General features: G+C 38.9%; 26 protein-coding genes. 21 read left to right on the top strand and 5 right to left on the bottom strand.

The window, feature by feature from the left end:
• Positions 1–15 precede the first annotated feature (15 nt).
• The gene (locus tag ACF8EG_RS16915) at positions 16–1419 is read left to right on the top strand and encodes a DNA cytosine methyltransferase (RefSeq protein WP_258486372.1); all 1404 of its coding nucleotides are present in this window, start codon (positions 16–18) and stop codon (positions 1417–1419) included.
• A 24-nt stretch (positions 1420–1443) separates the two neighbouring features.
• Here the strand turns inward: ACF8EG_RS16915 and ACF8EG_RS16910 are convergent, their stop codons facing one another.
• A complete protein-coding gene (locus tag ACF8EG_RS16910; RefSeq protein ID WP_138937771.1) occupies positions 1444–1884 on the bottom strand; it encodes an HNH endonuclease in 441 nt (146 codons plus the stop codon).
• Positions 1885–2210: 326 nt separating this feature from the next.
• Here ACF8EG_RS16910 and ACF8EG_RS16905 point away from each other — a divergent pair, with 326 nt between their 5' ends.
• From ACF8EG_RS16905 to ACF8EG_RS16890, 4 genes are all read left to right on the top strand, one after another.
• Positions 2211–2486 carry a hypothetical protein gene (locus ACF8EG_RS16905; protein WP_180208893.1) on the top strand — a complete coding sequence of 92 codons (276 nt, stop codon included), beginning with the start codon at positions 2211–2213 and terminating at the stop codon, positions 2484–2486.
• A gap of 44 nt (positions 2487–2530) precedes the next feature.
• On the top strand, positions 2531–3070 hold the full coding sequence (locus tag ACF8EG_RS16900; RefSeq protein ID WP_392419615.1) for a hypothetical protein: 540 nt from the start codon (positions 2531–2533) through the stop codon (positions 3068–3070).
• Positions 3071–3323: 253 nt separating this feature from the next.
• Positions 3324–4550 (top strand): hypothetical protein, encoded by a 1227-nt coding sequence (locus tag ACF8EG_RS16895; protein WP_258486375.1) that lies wholly within the window; start codon positions 3324–3326, stop codon positions 4548–4550.
• 170 nt (positions 4551–4720) lie between these two features.
• Positions 4721–5128 carry a hypothetical protein gene (locus ACF8EG_RS16890; RefSeq protein WP_025767516.1) on the top strand — a complete coding sequence of 136 codons (408 nt, stop codon included), beginning with the start codon at positions 4721–4723 and terminating at the stop codon, positions 5126–5128.
• Positions 5129–5186: 58 nt separating this feature from the next.
• On the opposite strand, the gene ACF8EG_RS16885 is transcribed toward ACF8EG_RS16890, so the two are convergent.
• Positions 5187–6143, bottom strand: a complete 957-nt coding sequence (locus ACF8EG_RS16885; protein WP_138937776.1) for a hypothetical protein — start codon at positions 6141–6143, stop codon at positions 5187–5189.
• 694 nt (positions 6144–6837) lie between these two features.
• On the opposite strand from ACF8EG_RS16885, the gene ACF8EG_RS16880 reads away from it, so the two are divergent.
• Positions 6838–7965 carry a GIY-YIG nuclease family protein gene (locus tag ACF8EG_RS16880; protein WP_258486382.1) on the top strand — a complete coding sequence of 376 codons (1128 nt, stop codon included), beginning with the start codon at positions 6838–6840 and terminating at the stop codon, positions 7963–7965.
• Positions 7966–7991: 26 nt separating this feature from the next.
• Positions 7992–8246: a hypothetical protein gene (locus tag ACF8EG_RS16875; protein ID WP_392419613.1), complete on the top strand. Its 255-nt coding sequence runs from the start codon at positions 7992–7994 to the stop codon at positions 8244–8246.
• 654 nt (positions 8247–8900) lie between these two features.
• Here ACF8EG_RS16875 and ACF8EG_RS16870 read toward each other — a convergent pair.
• Together ACF8EG_RS16870 and ACF8EG_RS16865 are read right to left on the bottom strand one after the other, a co-directional pair.
• On the bottom strand, positions 8901–9290 hold the full coding sequence (locus ACF8EG_RS16870) for a hypothetical protein (protein WP_392419612.1): 390 nt from the start codon (positions 9288–9290) through the stop codon (positions 8901–8903).
• 163 nt (positions 9291–9453) lie between these two features.
• Entirely contained in the window at positions 9454–9837 is a 384-nt protein-coding gene (locus tag ACF8EG_RS16865) for a hypothetical protein (protein WP_138937778.1), read from the bottom strand.
• A gap of 131 nt (positions 9838–9968) precedes the next feature.
• Between ACF8EG_RS16865 and ACF8EG_RS16860 the strand changes: the two genes are divergently transcribed.
• The 14 genes from ACF8EG_RS16860 (at position 9969) to ACF8EG_RS16795 (ending at position 25212) form a co-directional block, all read left to right on the top strand.
• Entirely contained in the window at positions 9969–10919 is a 951-nt protein-coding gene (locus ACF8EG_RS16860) for a hypothetical protein (protein WP_392419611.1), read from the top strand.
• Positions 10920–12164: 1245 nt separating this feature from the next.
• A complete protein-coding gene (locus tag ACF8EG_RS16855) occupies positions 12165–14351 on the top strand; it encodes a hypothetical protein (protein WP_392419610.1) in 2187 nt (728 codons plus the stop codon).
• Positions 14352–14549: 198 nt separating this feature from the next.
• Positions 14550–15116, top strand: coding sequence for a hypothetical protein (locus ACF8EG_RS16850; RefSeq protein WP_258486399.1), 567 nt, complete (start codon positions 14550–14552; stop codon positions 15114–15116).
• Positions 15117–15438: 322 nt separating this feature from the next.
• Positions 15439–15993, top strand: coding sequence for a hypothetical protein (locus ACF8EG_RS16845; protein WP_138937781.1), 555 nt, complete (start codon positions 15439–15441; stop codon positions 15991–15993).
• A 17-nt stretch (positions 15994–16010) separates the two neighbouring features.
• Complete coding sequence (locus ACF8EG_RS16840; protein ID WP_258486401.1) at positions 16011–17012, top strand: hypothetical protein; 1002 nt, start codon at positions 16011–16013, stop codon at positions 17010–17012.
• Positions 17013–17609: 597 nt separating this feature from the next.
• Entirely contained in the window at positions 17610–18665 is a 1056-nt protein-coding gene (locus ACF8EG_RS16835; protein WP_171055899.1) for a hypothetical protein, read from the top strand.
• 191 nt (positions 18666–18856) lie between these two features.
• Complete coding sequence (locus tag ACF8EG_RS16830) at positions 18857–19456, top strand: hypothetical protein (RefSeq protein WP_138937784.1); 600 nt, start codon at positions 18857–18859, stop codon at positions 19454–19456.
• A 23-nt stretch (positions 19457–19479) separates the two neighbouring features.
• Positions 19480–19815: a hypothetical protein gene (locus tag ACF8EG_RS16825; protein WP_258486404.1), complete on the top strand. Its 336-nt coding sequence runs from the start codon at positions 19480–19482 to the stop codon at positions 19813–19815.
• 144 nt (positions 19816–19959) lie between these two features.
• Entirely contained in the window at positions 19960–20433 is a 474-nt protein-coding gene (locus ACF8EG_RS16820; protein ID WP_258486405.1) for a hypothetical protein, read from the top strand.
• 129 nt (positions 20434–20562) lie between these two features.
• Positions 20563–21147, top strand: coding sequence for a hypothetical protein (locus ACF8EG_RS16815; protein WP_258486406.1), 585 nt, complete (start codon positions 20563–20565; stop codon positions 21145–21147).
• A 59-nt stretch (positions 21148–21206) separates the two neighbouring features.
• Positions 21207–21869 (top strand): hypothetical protein, encoded by a 663-nt coding sequence (locus ACF8EG_RS16810; RefSeq protein ID WP_258486407.1) that lies wholly within the window; start codon positions 21207–21209, stop codon positions 21867–21869.
• Positions 21870–21925: 56 nt separating this feature from the next.
• Positions 21926–22807: a DUF2971 domain-containing protein gene (locus tag ACF8EG_RS16805; RefSeq protein ID WP_392419606.1), complete on the top strand. Its 882-nt coding sequence runs from the start codon at positions 21926–21928 to the stop codon at positions 22805–22807.
• A 48-nt stretch (positions 22808–22855) separates the two neighbouring features.
• On the top strand, positions 22856–23557 hold the full coding sequence (locus ACF8EG_RS16800) for a YiiX/YebB-like N1pC/P60 family cysteine hydrolase (RefSeq protein WP_392419604.1): 702 nt from the start codon (positions 22856–22858) through the stop codon (positions 23555–23557).
• 38 nt (positions 23558–23595) lie between these two features.
• Positions 23596–25212 (top strand): DUF4365 domain-containing protein, encoded by a 1617-nt coding sequence (locus tag ACF8EG_RS16795; RefSeq protein WP_283658492.1) that lies wholly within the window; start codon positions 23596–23598, stop codon positions 25210–25212.
• Positions 25213–25288: 76 nt separating this feature from the next.
• Here the strand turns inward: ACF8EG_RS16795 and ACF8EG_RS16790 are convergent, their stop codons facing one another.
• A complete protein-coding gene (locus ACF8EG_RS16790; RefSeq protein WP_138937792.1) occupies positions 25289–25744 on the bottom strand; it encodes a hypothetical protein in 456 nt (151 codons plus the stop codon).
• Positions 25745–26250: the final 506 nt, after the last annotated feature.

Here is a 26250-nt window from a genome sequence, read left to right as displayed (position 1 = left end):
AATAACGGAGGTCAGATGGCAAAGCTGAAGAAATTAATTGAATCAAAAATTCGAACCTCAAGAAATCGAAAAAGCATCTGGTTTGAGTTGTTCACCACAGGTGTGACAGATTTTGTTTACGGTAGTCGGTACGATGTTTCGAAATTAGAAGGGGAGCCGGGCATCATCTTTACACCCAACCCGGATGGAAAGTATCGAGTTTCAGCAAGAAATGCAAACAACCCAGACAAGCCGACAAAGGAAATCGTCGAGCACTTCTCACCAACACTAAATGAAACATTCGAAGTCGGTCAGCCAATTCGCATCGAAATTCATACCAATAAAATCGTAATCAAACTCCATCATTCAGTGACAAGCATCCAACGCCGTGAAGGGCGTATAAAACATAAAATCCGTCAAGGCATCCCTTTAAATGGATTGTCAATGTGCATGGGTGGTGGGGGGCTAGACTTGAGTGTAAGTCGCGGTTTAGAACAATCAAAAATCTCGACTCGTGTAGCGATTGCAAGTGAGTATGAAAGAAAATACTTAGAACCCTGCTTACGTAACAACCCTGAATTATTTGACGAAAATACGTTGGTTTTAGAGGGGGACATGAGAAGATTTCCCGTAAACCAAAATAGAAATGAAGTTGATTTTGCAGTAATTGGGATACCTTGTGAACCTTCGTCTCTTGCCGGAAGAACTCGAAATGGAAATGCACTACCTGAACAAAATGAGCGTACTGGGACTATCCCATTCCACATTCTTTGTTGGCTGCAATCATTCAACCCGGCTTTTGCAATATTAGAAAATGTAGAAGGGTTCTCACGCTCTGGGAGCTTTTACATGGTGATCAACGTCTTAAAGGAGCTAGGTTATAAATTGTCAGTTAGAACGCTATCAGGCAATGAGTTTGGAGCGATAGAAGACAGAAGTAGGCTATCAATTGTGGCGTTATCAGAAGGTATAGATGAATTTGACATCGATGCAGTGATGCCGTCTAACACGAAATTAGCTACTGTAAACGACATTCTTGATAATGTGCCTCTGGATAGTGAAATGTATAAACCCTACGAGTATATTTTCACCAAAGAGCAAGCTGATATCAAAGCAAACAAAGGCTTTCGTGCCGCCGTGTATACAGGTTCTGAAGCTAAGCTCAATTGCATCTTGAAGGGGTATCATAAAGGGCGTTCAGGTGAGCCATTATTAGCCCATCCTAAGATTGCAGGTTTATACCGATTATTAACTGAAGCTGAACATGCGAGAGCCAAAACTCTACCATTACAGATGATCAAAGGAGTCTCAACAGGTATAGCGCATCAAATCTGTGGGCAAAGTGTAATATATAACGCGTTCTTTGATTTGGCAGCGGCTCTTGGTAAGACAATCCATCGTTGGGCGATGGGGAACACAATAAACATGCAAAGTGCATAATGAAGAAAAAATGCCGCGTTCTAGTTACGCGGCATTTGAAGATTCAACAGAGTCATTTGCTTCATTATCTGAGCCATCGTTAACACCCGGAATTACCACTTTCTTTTTATTCTTTTCAAACCAGAAAACAACAGGATGGCGATTTTCTTGGAGTTGACCATATCTTTTGGCGAACTTGTATTGGTTTGTATACTTATTCAAAGAATCAATGAAGTTGTAGATGTAATCACGAAAGATTTCTAATGGTAATGAAGATTTGAGTTTGTTGCAGGGAGCACAAGACGGCACTTTATTCTCTTCAACATCCAACTCAGGTGACATGCATGTCCCATCCCCATTGCGTCGGATAGGAAAAAAGTGGTCTTCATGCCAGCGTACATTAGCCAACGGATCGCCACAGTACCAGCAGACCCCATTTGATTTGTCGAAAATCGCCTGTCGCCGTTTGCTCATCTTTTTTCCCATATGATGACTCCTTATAGATAGTACTTAAAATCATTCGAACAAGGTTTGCTTGTTAGCATTGAATTAGAGTAAAAAAAAACCGCAGTATCAAACGGTACTACGGTTACATTCATTGAATGAATGAGCAGATTCTTGAATTGACGTTGAAATTCAAGATGTATACACAACCTACCAAGTATACAAAATATGTCAACATAGTGAAATCTAAAAGAGTGACAGGTTTCATAGAATTAATATGTATAAATCAGTGGATAAGACATAATTCTTTGCAGCCATTTAACTAGTCAAACATAATCAATATACGATTTTAAATAAGTGGTAGCCATATGGAAAAGTACACCGCAATTGGATTCAATATTACGCATCTTACTCCTTCTGATAAGCAAGTATTACAAACTCTTGCCGACGATCCGAGTGTTAACAGAGTGATGGATAGAGACTCGGGGTTTATTCTGAAGCTGTGTGGGGAACAGCCTAGCTTTGCAGATGGCATGTCTGACTCGTTTGAAACATTAATTTCAATCGCAAGAATGCATTTTGCTAATCAAGTGGAATTTGATGTTGATATTGAACAAACGGATGGTTTAGATACCTTTGAGTGATGGGATGCGCCAATTTATCGTTGTTGGAAATTAAAGGAGTTAGAGTGAACTTAATAGACTTGCAATTAAAAATTCACGAGCAGAATAAGGCGAAAGGCTGGTGGGACAATCATCGTAGTTTCAGCAAACTGACTAACCTGAATATTTCGGAGGTGTCCGAGGCAGTGGAAGCGGATCGAAGAAATCTGTTCGATAGTAAGCTTACGAAGTATAAAGGGGTTCCGGTTGAAGCGGCAGATGGATGTATTCGCTCGTTTGATGTGCTGGCAAGCCTCGGTAATGAAAGTTATGAAGCATCAAAAATGGCGATTGCCATTTTTGAAAACAAGCCGGATGACATTGACTACCTTCTGGCTTTTTCATCTTGGTGTTTTTCTATGGCTTGGGAGTTTCATGAACTAAAGAACGCCCCGAGTGCTGCAAAGCAATATTTAGTGGATGCAGTAAATGCACTTTTTGTAGTCATAATGAAATACGGACATAACCCAGTCGATTTGATGCTTGAAAAGATGGAGTTTAATGAATCACGTCCAGACCATTTGCCTGAGAACCGACAGGGTAAAGTGGGGCAGAAGGCGTATTAAACGCGTATCCCCTGAAGCCACTAGTGGAGTTGTAGTTCCATTAGTGGCGATAAATCCAAGTACAACACGCTCCCTCGATAACCTTCATTGCCCTTCACATTTATCTCAAACCCTATCAGTTAACCAGAATGTGATTAAACCAAATAGGAAGTGCCAGTTTCGTCTTTCAAAGTGTAAGTAAAAAATTGATTTTAAAGCTGTTATTATCTGATTTTGATAAAATAGATAGATTGGCTTTGTGAGAATTAGGTTTATGAATAGATACTTGGAAGCATTAAGGCAAAAGGAACGGAACTGGAATGAACCACCAAGGTTTGACTTTATTACGGAATGTGTCCTCTGCCAAGATCATGATTTATTGCAATTAGTGGATTGCGTAAAGAGCAATCCTCAGTATGTTGAGAAGGCATTGTTAGAAGAGTTGCAGTTTGAATGCATCAACGAAACACATAATATAAAAGATAAACTCGAAAATTCATATGGCTCCGAGATAATCTATCTAGATAATATATTGTTTTATGCTGTTGGTGCGAAGATAACTCTAAAAAAGTTCCGTATCACAAGCATTGAGGAATATATAGCTGAGTTCAAAGAAGAGTGTTTTGCATTGTATAGCGAAATATATAATGCACCATCAGAAAAAACTCTAGCTGAGAATGCAATTTACTATCGGATCTGTAAGTATCTCTTCGAAAACTATAAACGAAAAATGAACAGAGAAGAGTTTGACTTTACATCACTCATGCCAAGTGATGACACTAAAACTACACTAAATGAGGTTTTTGGTGGCAATGCTTTGTGCAGGTATGACCTACTTAAAGTGAATGTAGAAGGTTTGGAAATAGTAGATGATGACTTTCCTCATCTGGTTGTTCGTAACCAGGTTGGATATAACTTTTGTATCGATAGGAGGATAAGTGGGCTTGCAAGTTTATTTCATCACTTAATTGATATGGGGTTTGTTACTGAGATTGCCTTCAAGATTGAAAGTGTCATGGACTCCCAATACTGTGCAGAAGAACTTTTGTACGGAAAAAAATTCTCATTTGATCTTACTGAACTTCCATCGCTATCAAAATTCTATGACGTAGAAGCTCAAGAGGATAATGTTTGGGTCACTGTTGAACATAGTAGTGATAAAGTTTCCATTACTTTTGAAGAAACGCTGGAAGACACTTTCTATGATAAAAATTCTATGGTTATTACTCATGTGGTTCACCTCGAAGTTACAAAGAGCGGCGATGAAGATGTAATAAGTCATCTCGATCATGAGTATATTGTGTATGAACTAGATACCTATATCTCGCGATTGGACAATCCAACCACGAAAGGTGAAACCAAGATAAAAACATTCAAAATCGACAATGCGAGAATACCACTGAAACACAAGTTTCAAGAGGTCAATGTCCTCTACATCATTGTTAACGAGGTAATGAACAAAAAGGAATTAGTCACAGAATACTTTGAGAACGCGCTCTAATTTTAATGGTTAATCAGCAGTGACGTAAAAGCTAGAATAATTCGAGCAGACTATTTCTACTTAATTCACATTGGGGCTGTAATTTTCAATTTTTAAGCGCTATTGCCCCACCCATTTTACGGCAATCATCTATTCTCTATATTACAACCCCGAAATATGGAGACTGTTTCATGATCCGGTATGCTTTTTTATTTTCATTCACGTTAGCAGGTTGTGCTACTTTCAATCAACTGGAACAGGGATTGAATAATATGATGGGTGAGCATGAATCTATAGCGTTCAATGTACTGGGATACCCTGATTCTGCACAGCAGTTTGGTTCTGATACCGTTTACTACTGGGCTGTAAACAAATCGGGAACAGTTTTTGTGCCCCAAACCAGCACGACATATGGGTCCGTAGGAGACGCATCATTCTATGGTAAAACGACCTACAATCAAGCTGTGCCAGTAAATTATAGCTGCCTGATAAAACTGGTTTCTGATTCGTCTGGGTACTTAAAATCGTGGGAATATGATGGGAACTATGGTGGTTGTAGCAACTATATCAACCGAGTTGATGCCTATTACAACCGATAAACCATTTAGAATTCACTTTATCAGGTTTAAGCAGTTAGAAGTACATTATTCCAAACTACTAGAGTGAACGGTAGAAGCGCCGCGTATGTTGTCCTTTGACAAGGTCTAGCATTCGAGAAGCTTGCTCATGCACATCATGGACCTTTAATTTTGGAATGATCGCAGTAGTGATAATGTCATCTAAGAACTGACTGTTGAATTCAATAATAGACTGAATAGTGTCATTTAACTGAGTATTTACCTTTGAAAGCGTAGCTATTTGTGCATCTAGTGATTTAATGATGACCTTAAGTTGCTTGCTCGTGAACTCGCAGTTAAGACGCGAACCTATTTCAGCTAGCTCCTTACACTCCGAGTTTATATCATCGATAAGTCTGACCCCGAAGCTATCTTCGAGTGCTATATCGTGTTCTTGTCCAAAAATTTCAACCCAGCCTAGTGTATTCAACGCGTTGTCCAGTTTGACCGCTGTTGAGGTATTCAATTCAATCACTTGTAATAACTCAGTTGATAGTTGGGTTGAGTTTGCTTGGACTATCATTCCAGATTCAGCTTTAGATAAGCTGGCATATTCAAACTCTTTAGATGCAAAGTCACGGACACTTTGTGTTTTGCAAATTGCTGTAACCAGTTGGCTTTTGTACCCTCGAAGCAGACTTATACGTTCAATGAGTGTATTTTGTGATACCTCTTTCTGTTCCATCAAAGCTTCTGTCAGCAAGTTATCAATTGCATGGTGTTGTATGGTTTCACAATCTGATTGATATTTGTCGATTTTGCTTTTGAGTTTTTGATACTTCTTACGTCTTCTTCCCATGATTAGTACGTAAGGGATACAAAACACAGTTCGCCATATCAGACCAAGATCACCAAAATTTTGCTTAGCCCCTAAAATTGATCGTTCAAGTGAGTCCAATTGCGGGGTGTAGTTGTCGATGTTTGTTTTTGCTAGTGACGATGCAACGACGTATTCCTTGATGAAATCATTGTCAGTGCTAATGCTTTGTATGTTCATTTTCTTCTGGTTGAATTTTACTAATTGACTTTATAGTATACATATTAAATTGCATTTAAAAGGTTGAATTCGCTATGAGTGGTGAAGTTAAGGTTCAGACATTATTACTTGCAACAAATGTTGAGCTTGAATGTCCGGCGTGTGGAGAAATTGAGTCGGGGTTCTGTGGGAACCCAGCAGGACGACAGTTTACATGTGACTCTTGTCATGAAACCTATAAGGTGCATAAAGAAGCTGACATCGAATATAAATATTAATGAATATAAATTTTTCTGTTTCTGTGTTGCCCCTAAGAGATTGAATATCCTTAGTTTTTGTGACTAATCTCAAGTCAAAGCAATTCAATGATGTTAGTATGATTAGTGGCTCATTATATGAGTTAAATTCGTTAGCAGCGTTAAGCTGCGAGTTTCAAACTAAGGAATATTTAAGCTATGGACCCGATGGATAAAATCTGTGATGGTTGCGCCCATCCAATGTCAGCATGTGAATGCGGCTACTGTGAAAACTGCGATCAAAAAATCGGTGATTGTGAATGTGACGAGTAACAATTAACAATGTACAAACCTTCAATCAACTGGCTAGCCTTTTGATTGAAGGTTTTTTATAGTGTGTCAAAAAAGTATTTTGAAATTCGTGAGGTTCTTTTCTAAGTTATGATGACAATACTTTACTGATACACCAAGGAGAGCCTTTGTTTTTAAATTATGGTGTCGATCAATACGGCGAATCCGTTTATATATCAGAAGTAGATGCTGGGAAAACTGAACTTGTTTGCCCCTTTTGCCAAGCTCTATTAGTCGCCAAAAAGGGCAATGTACTTGAGCATCACTTTGCCCACCTTGGTCCCACCTGTAACGATTCAAAACAAACACTTTCACAAACTGGTGTTCCATTTTTTGACTATCAGTCAGGTTTACCAAACTATCAGATGTCATTGCTTCTTAAATTGAATCGGTGGAGAACGTTTAGTCGACACTGGCTCACCTCGAGGCAAAAGTTAGTTTACGATTCATTTCTCGACTCCGGATTGCTACTCCCGGCAGAAAACGTGAAGCCTTTTAAACTTTCAGACGAAGCTGACGCACTTGTTAGGTTAAATCAAGGGTATATGCGGTGTAGAGGGCTATTAAGCCACGCTCAGTTACAAGAAGCACTGTTCAGGATACGATTAAAGATGCTTACATACATCGATCTAGATACTGGCTCGAATACAGCGACTTTCTACAAGCAAAGATTATCTTCATACCTTAAACAGCATCTGTACGTCATTTCAGTCAAGTTGGAGTTTTCCGACGTATCCTATCCACTACTAAAAATCGGGATGACAAGAAGAAAGGTTACAGAAAGGGTTGCTGAGATAAATACTGAACTGTCAAAGTATGGAACTGTAATTGAAATAAAAGTATTAGGTTACTACGAACACTATGGGGCGCTTGAGCGAGTTATGCTTCAAATGTTGAGCGACCATCGCTTTAAATTTGGCACGCACCAAGAATACTTTTACGCTATAACAGCAAACAGTCTAATTGAACGTTGTATGTTGGACTCTTTGGGGCGGCGCATAGTGAATGAGCACGAAGTTAAGGTGCTATATCGGGATCACAAAGCCAAAGTTAAGGCAGGGCAAGCGAGACAAAAGCTACTAAACAATCGGCACTTAGGGCGTAAATCAAAATCTAATCAAGAACTGCTCAACGATCACCAGGACATAGTTTCTGCTTTCGGTGCAGGGTTGTCGCTTCGAAATGCAAATGAATTAACCGGTAAGTCAATAAATACAATTCGTAAGGTTTACGATCTTATTAAACGAACAAGATAAGTAAAAACTCAGGAAGGAGATGGCTCGTGACAATGGTTATACAGCAAACAATACCAGCGAACCTTGAAGAAGTTAAAGATAGCGCTGAAAAAAGACAGCATAGGCGTCGGAAGAACTTTGCTTTCAAAAGTTGGCAGCATCGATTAAAACGAGGGGACACCTTACCCCAAGGCAAATTCTTCCGTAACAAGATTGCTGGCGCACCAATAATGATATTAGATGAGTGTGGCTTTTACTTTAATTGTAAGTTGAATGATGACACTCTCAAACTAGTCGGCTGAAATAGCGCATTATGGCAGGTAGTGTCTATTCGATCTAAGACTCACCATATCGAGTTTGTAATCGAGCCTTCTCAATCATTTAGGCTCAGCATCTTGAACGGATGTTTTAACAGATGGTAGTGAATCTATCTTGCTTGAAGTACCTGCCAAAATGGGGCGAGGTTACATTTATAAAGTTTTTCAATATAAAATAGGGAACTGATTATGGAAGGACTTCGGTCAAAGTTGGTTGGTACGTTACGAACAAGCTCAAAACAACAAAGTCAAAGTCTTTATATAACTCAAGACGATTTGGACGCCGCTGTGATGTATCTCAACTCGAACGAATATAACCAAACGATGCCCAAAACTTGGCATGAGAGAATGCTCATAAATTGGATAAGTGAAGAATTACCAAGCAACGTGAATTGGAATACTACCATTCAAATTTCGTCGGGAATCTATGGTCATGTTGTACCATTAGCAAGCCATTTTATAGGGGCTGAAGATGAAGAAAGATACTTGCTCATGCTAACCTTTCGTGTAACCGCCCCAAAGTTAGACTCGTTAGTGACTATTAGAACTCTAAAGTCTTAGCGACTCTAATAAGAAAGTGTACCAGGCACCAGCGGAACTTTAGGTCTGGATAGCACTTTCTTGTCTGACTTTTTTCCATTACTTTGCTCGTTTCGGTGTATTCAAGTATCTCATCCGAGCAAGAACATTTGATAAACTGGTTAGCGCCCCATAGTGACTCATGATAAATGGCAAATGTAGCTCATCATTATCACGTCGGATTGCAACGAAGTTATCATAAACCACCAGCATCGCCTTTTCTGGAAAATCGGGGCGTTTAATCGGTTCCCATGAAATGAGATTCTTCAACCCCCCAAGCTCTATTGAAAAAAAGTTGTTCACAAAGTCAAAGTAAGAAACATATTCAACGTTACTTTTATGAGCATTACATACAGCGATGTTGTGTATGTCGTTTACCCCAAGGAATATCAGAGTGTCCTTAGAGATAATAACATGGACAATTGTTTCATTTGCGCTAGTAATAAGCATCTTTAGCTCTGACAGAAAGATGTGGAACTTGCGATAGTCTAGCTCATATTTCTGCACGTAATTTACCCCAATTAAATAGTTGACCCAGTTAGTTGATAGCTTACATTTCAAACGACATTTAAACTTTCAGAAATGTGTCGATAAGAACAAAACAAAGCGCAATCTAGCTAAAAACAGGTTCGAACAAATACTTTTCTTGATTTATGTGAATTGAGCATTCATTAGCTGCGATTGATAGCACAACGTTTTCTAGCATTTCTGGTTGCTGGTGGTGTGCATCGTAGAGGTCTAATAGTGGGCGAATACTGTCTATCACAATCGATGTAAAGTCGTCAGCTACTGAATTACTATCCATACCTTGCATTAGATTTCTAGAGTGGATGGAATCGTAGTTAGATGTAGATAGAGTGAGCCAAAAGATGTGTAGAGAGTTTGAGCTGTAACAGATCATGTAGGCGTCCGAATTTTCAGTCTGATTTTGACAGAACAGGTCTTTTGCCCTAATACAAAATTCGATCAATTCATCTTTACTTACCTTATAAATCATTCGTTAAATCCTCTTATGAGTCTAGATGAGTGTACTGTAGTCGAATTTTTTAATTTGTACTAATTGTGAGTGTTCTGTAAAATCATCTGTAATCTATATGAATTGCAATTGTGATTGGTTGTGTTAATGAAATGGATATCTTAACCAGTAACTACAGAGAATGTGAACTTTCAGCAGAACGCCATAAAAGCTCTGCTCAATGGCAGTGTAATGATCTTAAATCTTATACACTGGCAGTTGAAAATGATTGGCTTGGCTTTTTCTTTCCTCATGAATTTCCCAATTTTAAGCCTCGCTATACATATCAAGAAAGTTATCAAATATCTTGTGAATACATTAACCGCAATGAATGGTTTGATAATGATCGGATTAGCTTCAAGTTTGCAGAGCAGTACCATTGGCTGGATGAGTTTAAGCCTCTTCAAGCACAGAAACTTGATTACCAGAGTTGTTTTAGAATCGGTCGACAATTCGACTCTCAGAATGAATGGAAGCGAAAGCACTTAGGTTCTTATAAACAGGCTCGAAAAGAAAAATGGTTGAATTTAATTTTACCGAAGTCTATTCATCAATTTTCATTTAAAGAATGCGACCAGATCGCAAAAAAATACTCAAGCCGTTTACATTGGGAAAAGCGACATCCTGATAGTTATTTTTGTGCCAATTACCACGGTTGGGTAGATGCGATTAAACCACTTGGTTTGCCGATAGATTATAACTACGCTGAGCTTGCAAGAATATCAAAGCAATTTGATTCTCGCCCTCAATGGGCAAAACAAGACCCTCTATCATATTCCCTGGCTAGGGACAGAAAGCTCTTAGATGAATTGATGCCAATATACGATGAAAGGCAAGTATTTAGCTTTACTCGATGTGCTCACATGGTAAAGAGATTTAAAACAAAGGACGTATGGCAAAGGGAACACTCTGAGTCATTTCAATTTGCAAAGGATGCCGGTTGGATCGAAGAACTATTTTTAGTCCCAATGGATGGAAAAGTTGTTCATAAAAGCAAAGAACAGCGTTCTGCTAACAGGATTAAGAAAGCAGCAAGCCTTCAATCCTTAGCACGTCCACGCTAATAATTACTGAATAGATGGAATTGACGTCAGCTTTAAGCTGATTGGTTTGAGGGAACGATGATGCAAACTAAAATGAAACTTTATGGGGATTTATGCGACGGCAATAGCTGGCAGCTTCTTCATCACCATGATCTAGAAAACAAACTGAGGTTAAGAGCGGGTAAGTTAAAGAGAACCCATTTTGAAAATGGAAATGTGAGATTTGTCATAACCAATAGTGACCTGATAGTTAAATCTGTAGGAAGGTTACAAGGGGCGCGACTTTATTGGGACGAAATCAGTGATAAAGTTGGGCTGTTGGCTGGGTTTGAGAATACGGAACTTCCGAAGCTGAAACGATGCTGTTCTTCATTTACAGTCGACATCTCAACTTCTGAATATGGCTACTTTGTCGCTAGTTGCTCTAATCCCAGTTGTCCGGCTATCGCATCGTGTGCTCAGTTAACACCGCTTAAAGCATTTTGGGAAGAGATACTATCCTCCGAGGTAGAGCTATGACATTCCCACTTAAATTGGTATTCGTTAGTCACGTTTGGTTTTGGTCCTTGATGAGCGTCTTATTAATTTGCTATCTGATAGATCAGAGTACCCAAGGTTTAGTATTAAAAACGTTAACCTATGGAATATACTCTACTCCTTTAATTCCCATAGCGGCACTGGTTTGGTCCAAGTACGACGGATTTGAAGCTTCTGAGAATGAATCTGTAGATGTCGAGAAAATTGATTTTGACTCAAATCTAGCTGCTAAATCATCGAAACGTTGCTGCAACCAAAACTTTAAAAGCATGAGCATTAACTGAGATACGCTTGTGGTGACTATTTATGCGTCAAAAGGTTGAAAAGTAAAAAATAATGCGGGGTTTTACTTTTTGTGGTGAATTTAAATGTTTTATTTGTGGTTGTTTATGCGTGGTGGTTCGGTGTTTTGGTCTGATAGTCCATCCAAAAGACTTGCCACGTTGTAGTTCTTTCTAGATGCGATTGAACAGTAAAGCGTACCACTAACTTAAAAGATAATTTGAGTTTTTTTTATCAACTATATAAAATAAAAGTATTCTATAAAGTCACTGAGCATCAAGAATGGCATGTTTGTTATGGCATTCAGCGAAGAAACTACGATTTAGTTCTCAACTGACTGAACCTCACGTTAACAAACATATTGCTCGTGTGTAAAATTTAAATAGAAGAAATGCCACGGTTGCGTTCATCTGAACAGGTTTCGTGCGTTTATATAGGCTTTACTAAATGGACGTAACCAATCTGAGGAAAAGCGCTCTTGCGCTTTCTCTACTCACAACACTTGCAGCCCCAATGCCTCTGTTGGCATCGCAACAGGAAGTTCTAGACTTACAGGTTGCAAATGCTACTCATCACGAAGAAGAAGTTAAGTTTACCCTAACTAAGATCAATCAAGTTAAGGATGCGCTTTGGGCATTCTATTCTCTTAATTATGGTTGGGTTACGAACCTTACAGAGCTGACTACAGGTACTGACCCATTTTATGTCGGGACGTTCAATACACCTCTAGGTAATTTAAATGGGGTTTCTAACTCTGGAAACTTTATTTTAACCTTGTCTGCACCATCTAATGTAATGATGGCAGAACTTCAGTTGCGTCGAATCGCTGCACAAACTGGCGGTACATACAACAAAGCTTCGTCTAGCGTCGTTATCCCTGTTAGACCACCTCAATCAGCTAGTTTAGTAAGTAATATGCTTTCTCGTACAGCTGATCCATCTGGGGGCGATCTAAACAAGATGATGGTTGACTTAGAAATGGGGGAAGTTGGAGTATCCTCATTTCAAATTACCGACGTGAAAGAGCTATTTGGTATTGATCTTGATGCCACGGATAAAGTCCAAGCAGATTTACTTGATGTGGGGTCAGCATCCGTAGACAGTGTAACCACTGATGAAGCAACACTTAACTACCTAGAAGCAGGACATGTTAATGTTGATACCGGTACGGCAACCAACTTCTCTATTGCAGGAAAACTAAAGTCGACGCAGGGTGAAGGTGAAACAGCTACTTTCAATTCTTTGAATGCTGATATTGAAGCTAATAACGCATCGATCAACAAACTAAATGTATCTGACAAGTTATTCGGTACTGAATTAAACTACCGCGTAGGTTTAGTGACTGCTAATCTGGAAACACCGGAACTGATTGTTGAAGAAGCCCACGTACCGGACCTACAAGCAAATAATGTAGCAAGTCGAAATGGTAGTGCGATCACGATTGCTGACTCGGTTCTGTTGAAAGGTGCAGTGAGCGCAAATGATTTTACAGTAAATGGTAATATCAATCAGTCGCCTAACTTAACGGCAGTGTTCAACAAAAACCTTACAACTGATAACCTAACGTTACTTTCGGCTTCAACACTGAATCAATTAGAAGCTACAAACAGGCTTGACGTAGCGGGAGATACCACCTTCGGCTCCACACTGCGGATTGGTGGTACTACGACAATTGGTGGTGCATTAAACTCTGATTCATTTACTATTAACGGTCAGTTTAAATCTAAAGATCTGAATGCTGGTGGCAATGTTACAGTTAACGGCGGTATCTACGTTAACAACAAGCTTGTTACTCGAGATGGTACTGCACTGTATGAGAATGGACAGTTGATTAATTCGAAGTATCTAACTCGCGGAAGTAAAGCAGTTAATACAAGTCGATTGGATGGTAAATCACTGGCATCATTTGCTCAACTAGATACTGCCAACACGTTCACCCAGACACAGACCTTCAACAATTTCACACTCTCAAATGCAAGTTTAAGAGTTGGGGGTAAGCTCATTGCCGATTCAAATGGTAAATTGTATGAACGTGGGTCAGCGCTATCATCGTTGTATGAAACGAAAACTTCTCTAGCATCTGCTCAGCAATCCCGCCGAAGTAATTTAGATTCGCTTAAAAATGAAATGCTTAATAAGGTAGCAGGTGTTACTAGTGGTATTTCAAGCAGTACGGTTTCACAGCTTGAGTCGTTGCATAGCCAAAACGTTAGTAGAGCAAACTCAATAAACTCTAATTCAAGAAACTTGGCTTCATTAACTGATACGACTAAAACAAATGCATTGAACCAGCGTAACTCAGTAACTTCACTCGTAAGCTCTGTGAACGCGCAATACGATAAAAAACGTACATACACAGTAAACAAAGTAACAAATCGCTCGACTAGTAGCTCAGAGACAGAGTACGTTGGTGCTCAATGTCCTGCCGACGAGTTTACCCCGCCAAATGACTATGTCGCATTAGAAGGCAGTTGCTATCAGAATGGTGGCTATGGTCGTCCTAAATACCATGACGCGGTATTTAAAGTTACGTACAAATACAATTCAAATCTAGGGAGATGTACTTCTTCGCGGAGTCTGTATTCGTACACTTGGGAGCAATGTGTTGGGGTGTCAATAAACCAACCATATTAAACAAGTTACCACTTAGAAATCACGGCAAATTTACTTGCCGTGATTTTTATTTACGTAAGATAACTTTTAATATTATAAATATAATATTTTAAATGATTAATAAATTTATAATTATTTATTCCAAGTTTGATGTTTTGTGATATCCTAAAATAAAATAATCGCGTAACAAAGCGTGAGTTTCAGTAGGATAAATATATTATGATTTATATTAAAGCTTTTATTAAAAACTACGGCTGCGTAGTTTTGCGTGTTTTGGCATTAATTTTATTTGGAACGATTTCCTATTTTGCATATCAAAACATCAAGAATCAGATAGGTGTGGATGTCATATTGATCGAGGAAAAAAACACGAAAGATGCCTTCGAATCGGTAAGTAAAATTATTCTTGATGACAAACTCTATCCTGTGAATAAGAAAAAAGCCATCGAACTTGCTAAGCTTGGAATAATCCTTAATGGATATACAGGTCAAGGAGGTGAGAAGTGTGTAAATAAGTTCTCAGATATCCTTACGGGAGATGTTGAAGGTATCATCATCAATAATATGGGTTTGATAGGTACTTATTTGTTTATTGCTAATGCTACGAACGATTACTTGAAGAGAATATCTGACAAGGAGCAAGGTTCGGGGTCAAAAGCCGCACATGTTGCTGGTCGCATCTACAGTGATAAAGCTGTAATAATTTTGAATGGTGTTGAGCGAAAGTTTGCCTATGTGAAGGATCTTGGGGATTGTTCCAAAGCGTTAGAGGAAATCTTTGATTAACGTAATTTAGGGAGGGCTTGGTCCTCCTTTTTTTTTTGTTAATGACGTTACTAAAGGACAAGCCTTTAAGAGCGAGAGATAAGAACATAATCTAGTCAATTTGGACTTTCAATTCCAAGAACAATTCCTAAATTTCTCACCCTAAAATCTATGCAGCATCTTCATACGATTTGCACAATCAAACATACATAGTCGAAAAATGCTGCCACTTCTACATAATTTGCTATCCAGTTCATAAGCAATGGAAATTTTAAAGAGTACTAATTATACTGCTATAGTAAAATGTAAGAGTTTGAATTTTTAACCATTGGAGTTGCTATACATGAAAAGTCTAACGCAGGGTGCTTTGTTATTAAGTCTAGTTGTTGCCTTTGGCGCTGTGGCAGGAGAAGGGCAAAGTGATCCCCAAAAAACGGAAACAACAAAGACAACAGTAGAGAATGCAGTTGGAAATGAGCCTGAAAAGCAAGGTGATATCACCCCTGAAGAAATTAATCAAATGGCTAAGAACGCCGCGAAAATTCTTGCAGGGTCCAGTGTTGATCTTCAGCTCGAACAATTGAACGCAAAGGCACAAGAAGAAATGGGGGATACCGGAAAAGTATCCAATGATACTTCAAACTCAATAGCCCTACTAAGTGAGTTAAAAGAAAGAATTCAAGCTGAGTCGGTAGCTGATATTGGTTCAAGCAAGGTGTATGAGTTGACGAACTTAGAACTTGTGAAATTTGAGAAGCAATTGGTTGATTCAACAATAGAGAAGTGCCTGTCAAATGCAAAGTATCAAGTGGTAAAGCATGACAAAAATTATCTCAATAGCTCTAGTGATTGTTTGATTAAGGAGTTTACCGAAATCCAGCTAGGTCAGAGCAAATAGGGAGTTAAAGAGAATCCATGTTTACCGATATTCAATTTTTAGACAAAGACCGCAAAAACCTTCATGAAGCTATCAATGCGAAAGATGAAGCTAGTTGGTTAGAAGCAGCAAAAGATGCCCCTCTAGACAAAAAGGTTGAGACATTATGCATGGGTAACGTCGCATACTTCTCCATGCCGAAAGCTGCTTTTACAACATTAAAAGAAATTTTTAATGAAGAAGAGATTTCTCATTGGTTTAAAGATATACCATTTATTGCGCAGCATTGGTCATTAGCAGTCGCTGCAGAGAAGATAGTTGAACTTGCCGATGACAATCAAATTTATCAGTTCATGAAGTGGTTGCTCGGAGAGAGTAAAAATTACCTTTTATTTGTTGCACTTTACCACCAGGTTGACCAAAACTTTGATTGGAGCGGCTTTAGCTCCGAAGATCTTGAAGGGATATACAAAAATAGTAATCGTTGGGGGGCATCTGCCACTCACTGCTTGGAAAGGCAGGGGGTGCGCGTTAGTCCGGATTTTCAGCATTTATCTTGGTATTCAAAAGTAACATTGGATCATGATTTCTCTAACTGCCAAATTGCAGATGAAGTCATTGCTATTTGCTTAAAAGAGAACCGATGTTTGTATCAAGCTATGCCAATTTTGAATCACAGACATCACTATCACTTTGTTATTGCAAGGGCTTTGGTGCAGGGGGTACTTCCTTATGGGCAAAGCTTGGACAAGATGAAAGCAATAATCCCAGACGAAGAAATCGAAGATATCGTTATTGAAGACTCGGCAATATCGTTTCCGACAAAAAGCAATTTGGCGAGTAGTTTTAGAACGATTGTTGAAAATGAACTGCTCTTGACGATCATCGATGATGATAGCAACCCAAATAACTCAATTTTAAGTGTCGTTTCAGATAATCAAGACACTGATGATGAGTTTGATTTCGAAATCTTCGACACCATTTCGATAGACAACGTTGAATTACGAAGCAATATACAACCGATGGACGCTAACGATTAGTAGTAAGCTCCCATTAAATAATCCAACTCGAAACCATCGTAGATTCGGTGGTTTTTTTCATTGCATTAATTCAGCCTAATACAAGAGGCATAGATGCAATTAATCTATACATTGGATAGTAATGTAATATGTTTCATAAAGAAAAGAGATGGGCATCAAATTTGGTTAAAATCTGTACGTTGATATTCTTAGTGTAAATGCATATTCTAGCGATATTAATGGTTCTGTTGCTGTCATCTCTGTCAATAGAGTAAATGAATCATCATTCTGTCATTGGGGTATTAAATCCATATCAAAAAATATGAGAGTTCAGGGAATCAGCATGATAAGAAAAGTAGTTCTTGGCATTGTAATTTATTTTCTGAGCTTTTTATCCCCGTCATTTGCAGACCGAAACTCAACCGTGTCGTTCCCAATCGAAAGTCCATTGTCGTCAGCAACTAAAATCACTCATAAATAGCGTTGTGATTCAACTCTGGCGCGTTCCGCACCAATCCACTCGATGAGCTTCATATAATTCACCTTAAACAATATTATCACATTGCATCTGATGTAAATGTTTGGAGAATGACTAGGTGTATAAACAACAGTGAGTTTGTGAAATTGGAAGGTAAGTCGATTGTTGAAGCGCAATACAAGGTTGATAGTGCAATAAGGCATTTAGAATTCGATGTAGAGGGTGAGCGCTGCAGCGTTTCGATTAATACTAACCAGATCGCGGATAATCAGATCAATACTTTTTTTCATTTACTTCATGAGAGGGTATTGTTTCTAACCAAAGCACCATTACAGCGATCTAATTCTGGACACAGTCGTGCTGCATTTGAACTCGAGTTCTATAATCGGGGTGTACCTCCTGAAAACTCTGTCGTTGAGAGCGTTACCTCGTTCATTAGGGGACAATCTTATGTAGAAATCACTTCGAAGATGCTCATGAGATTAGTAAGGCAATATATAGAGCCGTATTTCTATGGTACGCCCATCCAAGAACTCACTCAGTCTGACTTGAATAATTTCAAGCAAGCGGTTTGCAGAATTGAGGGTATTAAAGCTGCCAATAGAGACAAGACGTTTAGAGTTATACAACATACTATCAACAGCCTATCACTCCCATTAGACATTTCTACAGGCGATAAGCCACGTCCTGACCGAGACAGAATCGCCCCTCTTAGCTCCAATCAAGTTAGTGAACTTTCTGCATGGTTTCGTACAACGCACTTTCATGAGTATTTTCAATTTAGGATATTAACTGGAATGAGCACCAGGGAAGTGAATACATTATGTTGGTTTCAACTGGATTTTGAAAATGAGATGTACTATCCATCAGTTGGCTGTTCGAAAGGCGTAAAATTTTTACCCCATATGGCAGAAATTCTCAGCAAGCAGAAATCGAAATCTCAGGGTTTAGACTATGTCTTTTGTACCCCAAATCACCACCTTATTGATTCACATAACTTTCATCGTAGGTATTGGCGCAAAGCAATAGATGATGCCGGATTAACAACCTCAATATCTAGACTGCGCGATAACGCAATAATCAACATGATTAACATCGGTATATCTCCCGACACAATCAGTGCATATACCGGCTATCAAGACTCAAAGCGTCTAATGAGGTTGTATCGACCGTTTATAAATAAGGAGTGCAAGTAGGCTCGTAATGGATGGAAAGACATATAACTTGATAATGGAGCAGGGTGCCCGAGCATATTACGAAAATCTCCCTTACGACCAGAACCCGCACACTGATGATGAATCTAAGGCTGCGTGGGTCGAGGGATGGCAATGGGCTGCGCATAATGAACGAAAAAACACGACACGTAGTGTTCAATAAGGAACCAGGTATGCAACTTTCTACGAAGCCAAACCAAGGTATCTTTAGTTTATCGACAGAAGAAGTAAGTGAGGTGTTTTGTAGCGTTTTGGAGCTTCACCATAGAACATATGATTTGGATTCGATTAAATCAAAGTGCACTTTGAAGTTACTAATTGAAAATAGGGATCAATTTGTCGTTGAGCATTATCTAAGATACCTGCCGGGGGCAGACTTGATCGATACGGAACTTCCTATTGAGCAAGTTTTGCAAACACAGGAATTTAAATTTTGTGAGAAAGTCTTCAATCAGCGAAAAGAACTCGTTCTAACTGAGCTTGATCTACTGGTTAGACGCTCTCTGGTTGTTCTAGAACGTTATTTGGCTGCGTCGGAAGGGGTGTTGCTCAATAAGTCAATCAATCATGCTCAAAGGCAAGTTGTGTTGACCATTTCAACGAACAACATACTTGCTTCAGATAGTGTAGCTTGGGAATACTTAAGAATGCTCGGGATTAGAAGAGAGCAGTTATATGTAACCAATACATTAGATATCATTAAGTTGTATCTGTTTAAATGCCCGGTAGGGTTTCGGGTGGCGTTAGAATCGAGTTACACTAGGGCGTTCTAAATTCAGTAGTTTAAGGCACACTTATGAAAGCAACTCTCTTACTGACTCTAACATTGTTACCTGTTACTTTTTTGCACGCTGAAGAACAAAGTAACACACCATTAACTTGTACCACTGAGCACGGAAGCATGTTTTTAGTTGATGATTCATTGGTAACGGAAATAGGTGGAAAACCAGTTAAGTTTAAGGTGGTAGACAAGGACAACTACTCGGTGACTGGTGTATATGAGCAAGAAGATGATGTAAAAATCCACATCAGGCTTGTTCACCTTTCGTATCTAAACAAGGTTGTCGCATATTCTGCAGTGTTCGAGAATGGTCTGCTAAAATCAGCAAATAAGGTTGACTGCAAACAATAATCGCCCCTCTCTTTCTATCTCAAACATCTCAGGCTGTTCATAATGCTAGACTCATGATTGGAGTAAACTGTACTCGTGGGTCTAATTCATTTCTTTGGCTTTTCAGACTCACCCATCAATCCACCACTCATATAGGAGGCAATAATGACCATCTTTGGCACAGTCTTATCAGGTGTTTTAGTGTTTGTTCTTGGGCAGATAATTTTGAAGCTGTTAATTGAACCCATCCAATCGTACAAGAAGCACATATCTAAAATTGGGTTCGACCTAATAAAGTTTGGGAATGTTTTGGGGAACCCAAAAGGCAAAGAAGACACCGTCACAAACAATGCTTGTACTAAAATGCGTAGCCACTCTTCAAGCTTGTACTCATATTTCTATTTGGTTCCGTTTTATAGAGTCACTTGTCGTATCTTCAATCTACCAACTGAAGATGACGTTTTAGAAGCGACTAAGCAGCTCATCGGTCTTTCCAATGGTCATGATGGGGAGGTAGCAAATCAAGGTATATTGAACAGCTACTCTGCACAGAAAGTGAAAGTAGCTCTTGGTATAGCCATTCCAAAGAGTGAATGGTTAGAACCAGAAAAAGAAATTGAATTCATCAAATCAAAGTAGGGCTTGCACGCAGCTTACTTTGAAGCGATACGTTTGGCATTAAGTAGACTGAACCGAATAGCAAATTTACTTTCTATTGAGGGGGCGAGAACGTCCCTTCCACTAAAATCTAAGGATTATGGAGGTCAAATGAGCCTTTCATTTGAACAGCTAATAGAAAATCACATGTCCCAACTCGATGTCGAGTATATCGACAGCTTTAGATCAATGTTTGCTGAAGTAAAAGATAAGGAGTTCGCTAAATTAGAACGTGACCAAGCCGACCATGCCCAGATGACATTTATCAACAAAGACCACCAGCAGCTACATCAATCCATCATTGAGGATGAAGCAATGTATTATTTTGGGGTGTCCGATTTGGTGGATGAGTTATCGATACTCGCGCTCTATAAACGGATTGAGCTAAAGCATAACGATCTGGTTAAGTTTTTTCACTATTCGGACAAGGGCATTTATCGGTGGGCAAAGCTTAAAGAGGCGTTGCCAGATGAGGTGCAATCGATACCAGAATTTGACGCCGTTAATGAACTTCGTTTGTTGAATAATGCCATTAAACATCAAGGCTGCGTGAGCGATGAGTTAGTAAAGTACTATCCAAGCTATGGAAAGAGAGGGGATGAGTTTACTGAGCTAGACATTACATACGAAAGACTGAAACCTGCAGTTTGTATATACGTGAACCGTCTTTACACGCTTTTAAAATCTAAGAAATGACATCTAAGCTTCTTGTTAGTCGCTAGCGAATGATCGCTTGCGACTAACAAAGGAGTTGAATGATGATTAAACGCAAAATGGGGTATTTCCGCGCAGTTAATTTTTTTCAAATTGCCATAGATGCCCGTGATCGTACTCATGCTCAACCAGAACAAGCATTGGTTTGTTTGATTTTTGCCTCTAATGCACTTGAAGCATTTATCAATGAGACAGTTGCCTGTTACGAAGTTACGGCTGGTGGGCAATTTTCCGAAAGAGAGAATTCCTTCTTTACCGTGATGAGCGAGCAACAAAAGAACAAAGGCTCGATTCTAAGCAAGTTCGAACTCGGTAAACTGATTTTAAGCGGTGCTGGCTGGGAGCGTGACAAAGCCCCATACCAAGACTTAAAACTGATGCTTAAAGTGCGAAATGAGCTTGTACATCGAAAAGCAGAGGTGCACAAAGATACCTTAGTCAGTGGAGTAGGGTTTCCTGAAAAAACACTGAATTCGCATCCGAAATTCTTCGACGAGTTATCTTCAAAAGGACTCTGTGATTTTTCTGCTATTGATGGGAGTTGGATTGACATTATCCAAAACCATACATTTGCAAGTTGGTGTTGTGAAACCGCCAAAAAAATAACAACTGAATTTTTGAACAGTGTAGATGATGCCCCTAACAGTAATTTTAAAAGCAAACTGCAAGAAAAATTGGATTTTGAACCGCTACTTTCCACTTGATAGCTGGTAAAGGCATAATACGTCCTGAATACAATGGATTCTTACTAGGAGACGTAGTGCAAGTACCGGATATTTTGTACAAATACACGACCTCGAGTACAACACAAATCGTACTTGAAACTGGACGTTTAAGATGGCAAAGCCCATGTCAATTTAATGATGTTGCAGAATTGCAGCGAATGCCGACACTATCCCCCGATTTCGATGAAGCAAGACCAATTTATGTCAATAGACTGTTGGAAATAGGGTATTCAGACTTAATAACGGACTACTCATCTTACTCCGAATGGACTCAATACATTCTTAGTCTTATACAAAAGCTGAAGGTACAAGGTGTACCTTCAGCCGATGTACGGCAAATGCTTAATTCAGTTGTACCGAACAGCACGGTTACATTGGAAAGCCTGTTTAGAAGAAGTACAGAGTTAAATAATGATGGGTCACTTCGTGTCTTTTGCCTCACAGAAAACGTTCTCAATGACCTGATGTGGGCACATTATGGTGATAGCAACAAAGGCTGTATGTTGGGTTTTAGACATATTGATGAATATTCAACACCTTTTGCAGCAGCGGAAAAGGTAAGGTATACCGATGAAACACCTGTGATTGGTAGTGCTGTTGATTTCTATTTGTATGGTCCTAGTGCGGCTCAAAACAAAGAGACACGCTTGGCAATATACCACACTAAAAAAAGTGCATGGACGTATGAAAACGAATGGCGTGTCATACATAAACCTAATACACCAAACGGTAAGTTGTATTCGGATTTTAAGTTTTACCCAGAGGAATTAGAGTCAGTAACATTTGGATTGAAAATTAACCCTGACGACAAAGCCAAAATCATAGACCTTGTTGAACACGGATACCCTCAATGCAAGCTTTACGAAATCGTTATGATTGATGGTGAGTTAAGTCGCCAACAATGTACAGTTGGCTAGTGACGTGGACTGAGCAAGAGGAATTAACAATAACTAAAGGGCAAGAGTATGTTACCAGGCGATGTGCTTCTCATAAGCGGAAAAGGCAAAATTTCAAAGACTTTGATTACGGCGCAAAAAGCGATTTACCCTAATGCAAAGTCAAGTCATGTTGAGCTATCACTTGGTGATGGAGTGTTTATACATGCAACGAGTGTTAGTGGGGTCCATATAACCATTCTCACAGACGAAGACAAGGCGTGCAATGGTGATTGGAGAGTCATAAGGCATAAGTCTATCACTGAACTCGGGAACGTTACTCAGAGCCTTCAGATCGCAGCCACGTATCATGCACAACAACGTTACAATAAATTGTTTATGGGCAAAGGTAATGACCACTCTTCCTTTTGTTCAGAGCTGGTGGCTAAATCTTACGCTAAGACTGGTATCAATATAATCAATGGTAAGCAACCTAGCAAAGTCACACCAGCGCATTTTGATAAAGAAGCAGATCAGTTAATTGATTGGATTGATGTTACAGCCGAGTATCAGACTTTATTAACTGATATGAAACTCAACGAGTTCCAGTATCGAATGGTCGCTGGATTAATTAGTAACAAGTTAAAAATTCGTCAAAACACTGAAGCTTTTCGGGATCTGTTTCTAGAAGCGTTAGAGGGAGGTACAGAGGTTGAACGAAATACAGCCGATCGATTAAAAGCCATGCTGGGCGAGCGAGAGTTGAAATTCTGGTACGAAAAGAAAAAGTAGTTCGTGTCTCTAGTTTGAAAATTTAACAAGGTTCTATTATGTATGAAGATGAAGATTTGGGGCGAATTGGCGAGACACTAGTTGATGCCGCAGCAGCTCAAGAGTCAATAACATGTTCGCCACCAGCATTAGATAGGTATGGCTGGGATCTGATACTAGAGTTTCACAATAAAGGTTCAGCGTTGTTATTAGATGCGTCTGATAGTATGTACACCGTTTACGCTCAGGTAAAAGCATTTAAATCTTGTTATGACAACTATCCTGGTAGAGCAATAAAACTATCCAATCTACACCATATGATTACCTCGCCAAACCCGTGTTTTATTTTCTTTGTCGATGCCAATACAAAAAATTTCTATGTTGTCCATTTATGGGAAGAATTGATTTATGAAGGCTTAAAGAGCATACGCCAAGCAGAAAAGGACTGTGTCCCATTACACAAAAGGTCGCTTACAATTAATCCCAGAACTAGAAACGCGTTAAAGATAGAAAATTGCAATGGTGACTACAATTTAAAAGATAAGCTATTAAGTCAAATTGCACTTCAACCATCTTGTTATTCAAAGCGAAAGTTGGAGATCAGGCAAACTGTTGGCTATGAGAATGGTAACGTTAAGATCATTGCTAACTTAGAAAAAAAGGAATTTGCAAAGCTAGAACTAGGGCTTATCGATTCGCTTGAATTAAACGTTGAAAATTTTTTTGATAATCGTTTCAACATACCGCTCGTTCCAACGAAAATACCAGAAAAAATCGAGTTATTAAGTGATGACTACTCAGTTGAGTTGGGGCTAGCAAAGCAGCCAACTGGCGACACATGTGAATGTGTTGTTTTCGACGACAACAATCAAGAGATTTCATTGTCTGGGGTGCTCAAAGCTTATAAGAGCAAGAAATATCTTATATTCAGTCATCGATACTTTAAGTTCTGGATAGATAATACAGCCTCGGTCAATAATGTTGCTGGTGACTTTTTGATAGGTAAATTGGAAGGTGATAAATTATCTATTGATGAAATAGAGCGAGTGTTAAAATTCGCATTTGTCATTTTTGACCCTAGCCCTAAAACCTATGATTTCCATACCGACTCTAACACTTACTCATTTCAAGTAGATTGTAAAGAAAAGCACAATTCTGATGGGTTGAAAGGTTTTAAGTTGGAAAAAATACTCGGATTTATACCTAATCTGAAGAGGTTATTTCAACTTTTACAAATCGACGTAGCAACAAAAGTAACTTTGTATGACCTAGGACGGCTCGAAAGCAGTTTATCAATTTTAATGAATCAACTAAATAATACTGAAAAGTCAGTAGCAAGAATTTCTCTGCCAGAAGGTTGCGACTCAATTGAAAGTGAAAAAGTCCACTATTGTTACATTCCTTTATCTCTGCCGTTGTTCAATGAAATCTATATTATTTTAATAGAAGCTCAAGGAACAATTGATACTTTCGATGGTAATACAATGTATAGCACGTCCATGCAGATGAAAACGCCGCTAATACGAAAAATTCGAAGAAAAGCTGATGTTAAGCGATTTGCGATTTCAGCAAAAAATTTAATGGATGTTGCCAAATCAAAAGGAAGGATGATCCTGAGTTATCAATCATTATCAGAAGAACACATACAGGTCTTTAGAAAGGTACTCAAAAATTAATTCTTTAGTGGAGGTACTTACTGAAGATAGTAAAACTCCTTATCATGAAAGCGATTCTTGATAAGGAGTTTAACGTTTATGTTGGAGAAATAGCGTCAAGGCTTTGGTTTTCATTCGTGATCAGGGAAAGTATTGGAGACATTGGAATCGACTCTATGTCAACTTGTTCGACATCCCAAGTAACCATTAGACGAGACAAGAATGAGCCTTCATATTGAACAAATATCTCAATACTGAAAATGCCACCATCACCTTGCTTTATGCTTTTTAGATCCTTCCATGAAAGTAATGATTCAACAGCAATAGGATCACCTAAGACTTCGCAAGAACCATACATACAGGGAGTATCCATTCTTGGCTTTACATAGGACATATTGGTGAACTTCACTCCCAGTTCTGAAAGTAACTTGTTCATTCCTGATTTTGAGAAGTACTTATCTGGGATATCAGTAATGTTTGCCTTAAATAATGCGCCATCTACCTTCTCACTCGATATGTATCCCGTATGGTCTTCAAACATTTCTCTAAGCATTGGTTTAATCCACTTCAGCCATTCACATCAAACGAAAGGCATTCCTTGTTGAAAAGTATCCTGCCTTCGATGACAAGCCGCGAGCTTTCTACACTAGGGAATGTTAATTTGTTCCCGTTATAGTCATAAATTACACAACCCTGATTACTTGGTGTAATGCCTACAGACATCAATTCAACCGAATGTAAGTATACTGGTTCATCGGTTGTAGTTACGTTCTGATGTGCATTGGAAGCTATCACATTCGATGAGATGAAAAATATCATAGGTAATACTAAAAGTGCTTTCATTGGACTGTTGTTCCTTTGCTTTAGACTCAAGAGTTACACAATTTTGGCAGCTATGAGATGTAAATACTTGGTCCAAGGGTAGATGTTTTCTTTAGATCATAGCTTATCATTAAAGTTGAGCATTATTGCGTGATATTTCGTTTTTCTAAAATTTGTTAGACTGTAGCCTATGTGCAAGACTAGTAAATATTAGAGATTCAACTTTTACTAAAAAAT

Origin of the sequence: Vibrio sp. YQ_11 (genome assembly GCF_043103065.1) — a bacterium.
In the GTDB taxonomy this organism is placed as follows: Bacteria; Pseudomonadota; Gammaproteobacteria; order Enterobacterales; family Vibrionaceae; genus Vibrio; species Vibrio parahaemolyticus.
The sequence above is the reverse complement of the archived record's forward strand: the minus strand, read 5'-3'. Positions and strand labels throughout refer to the sequence as shown.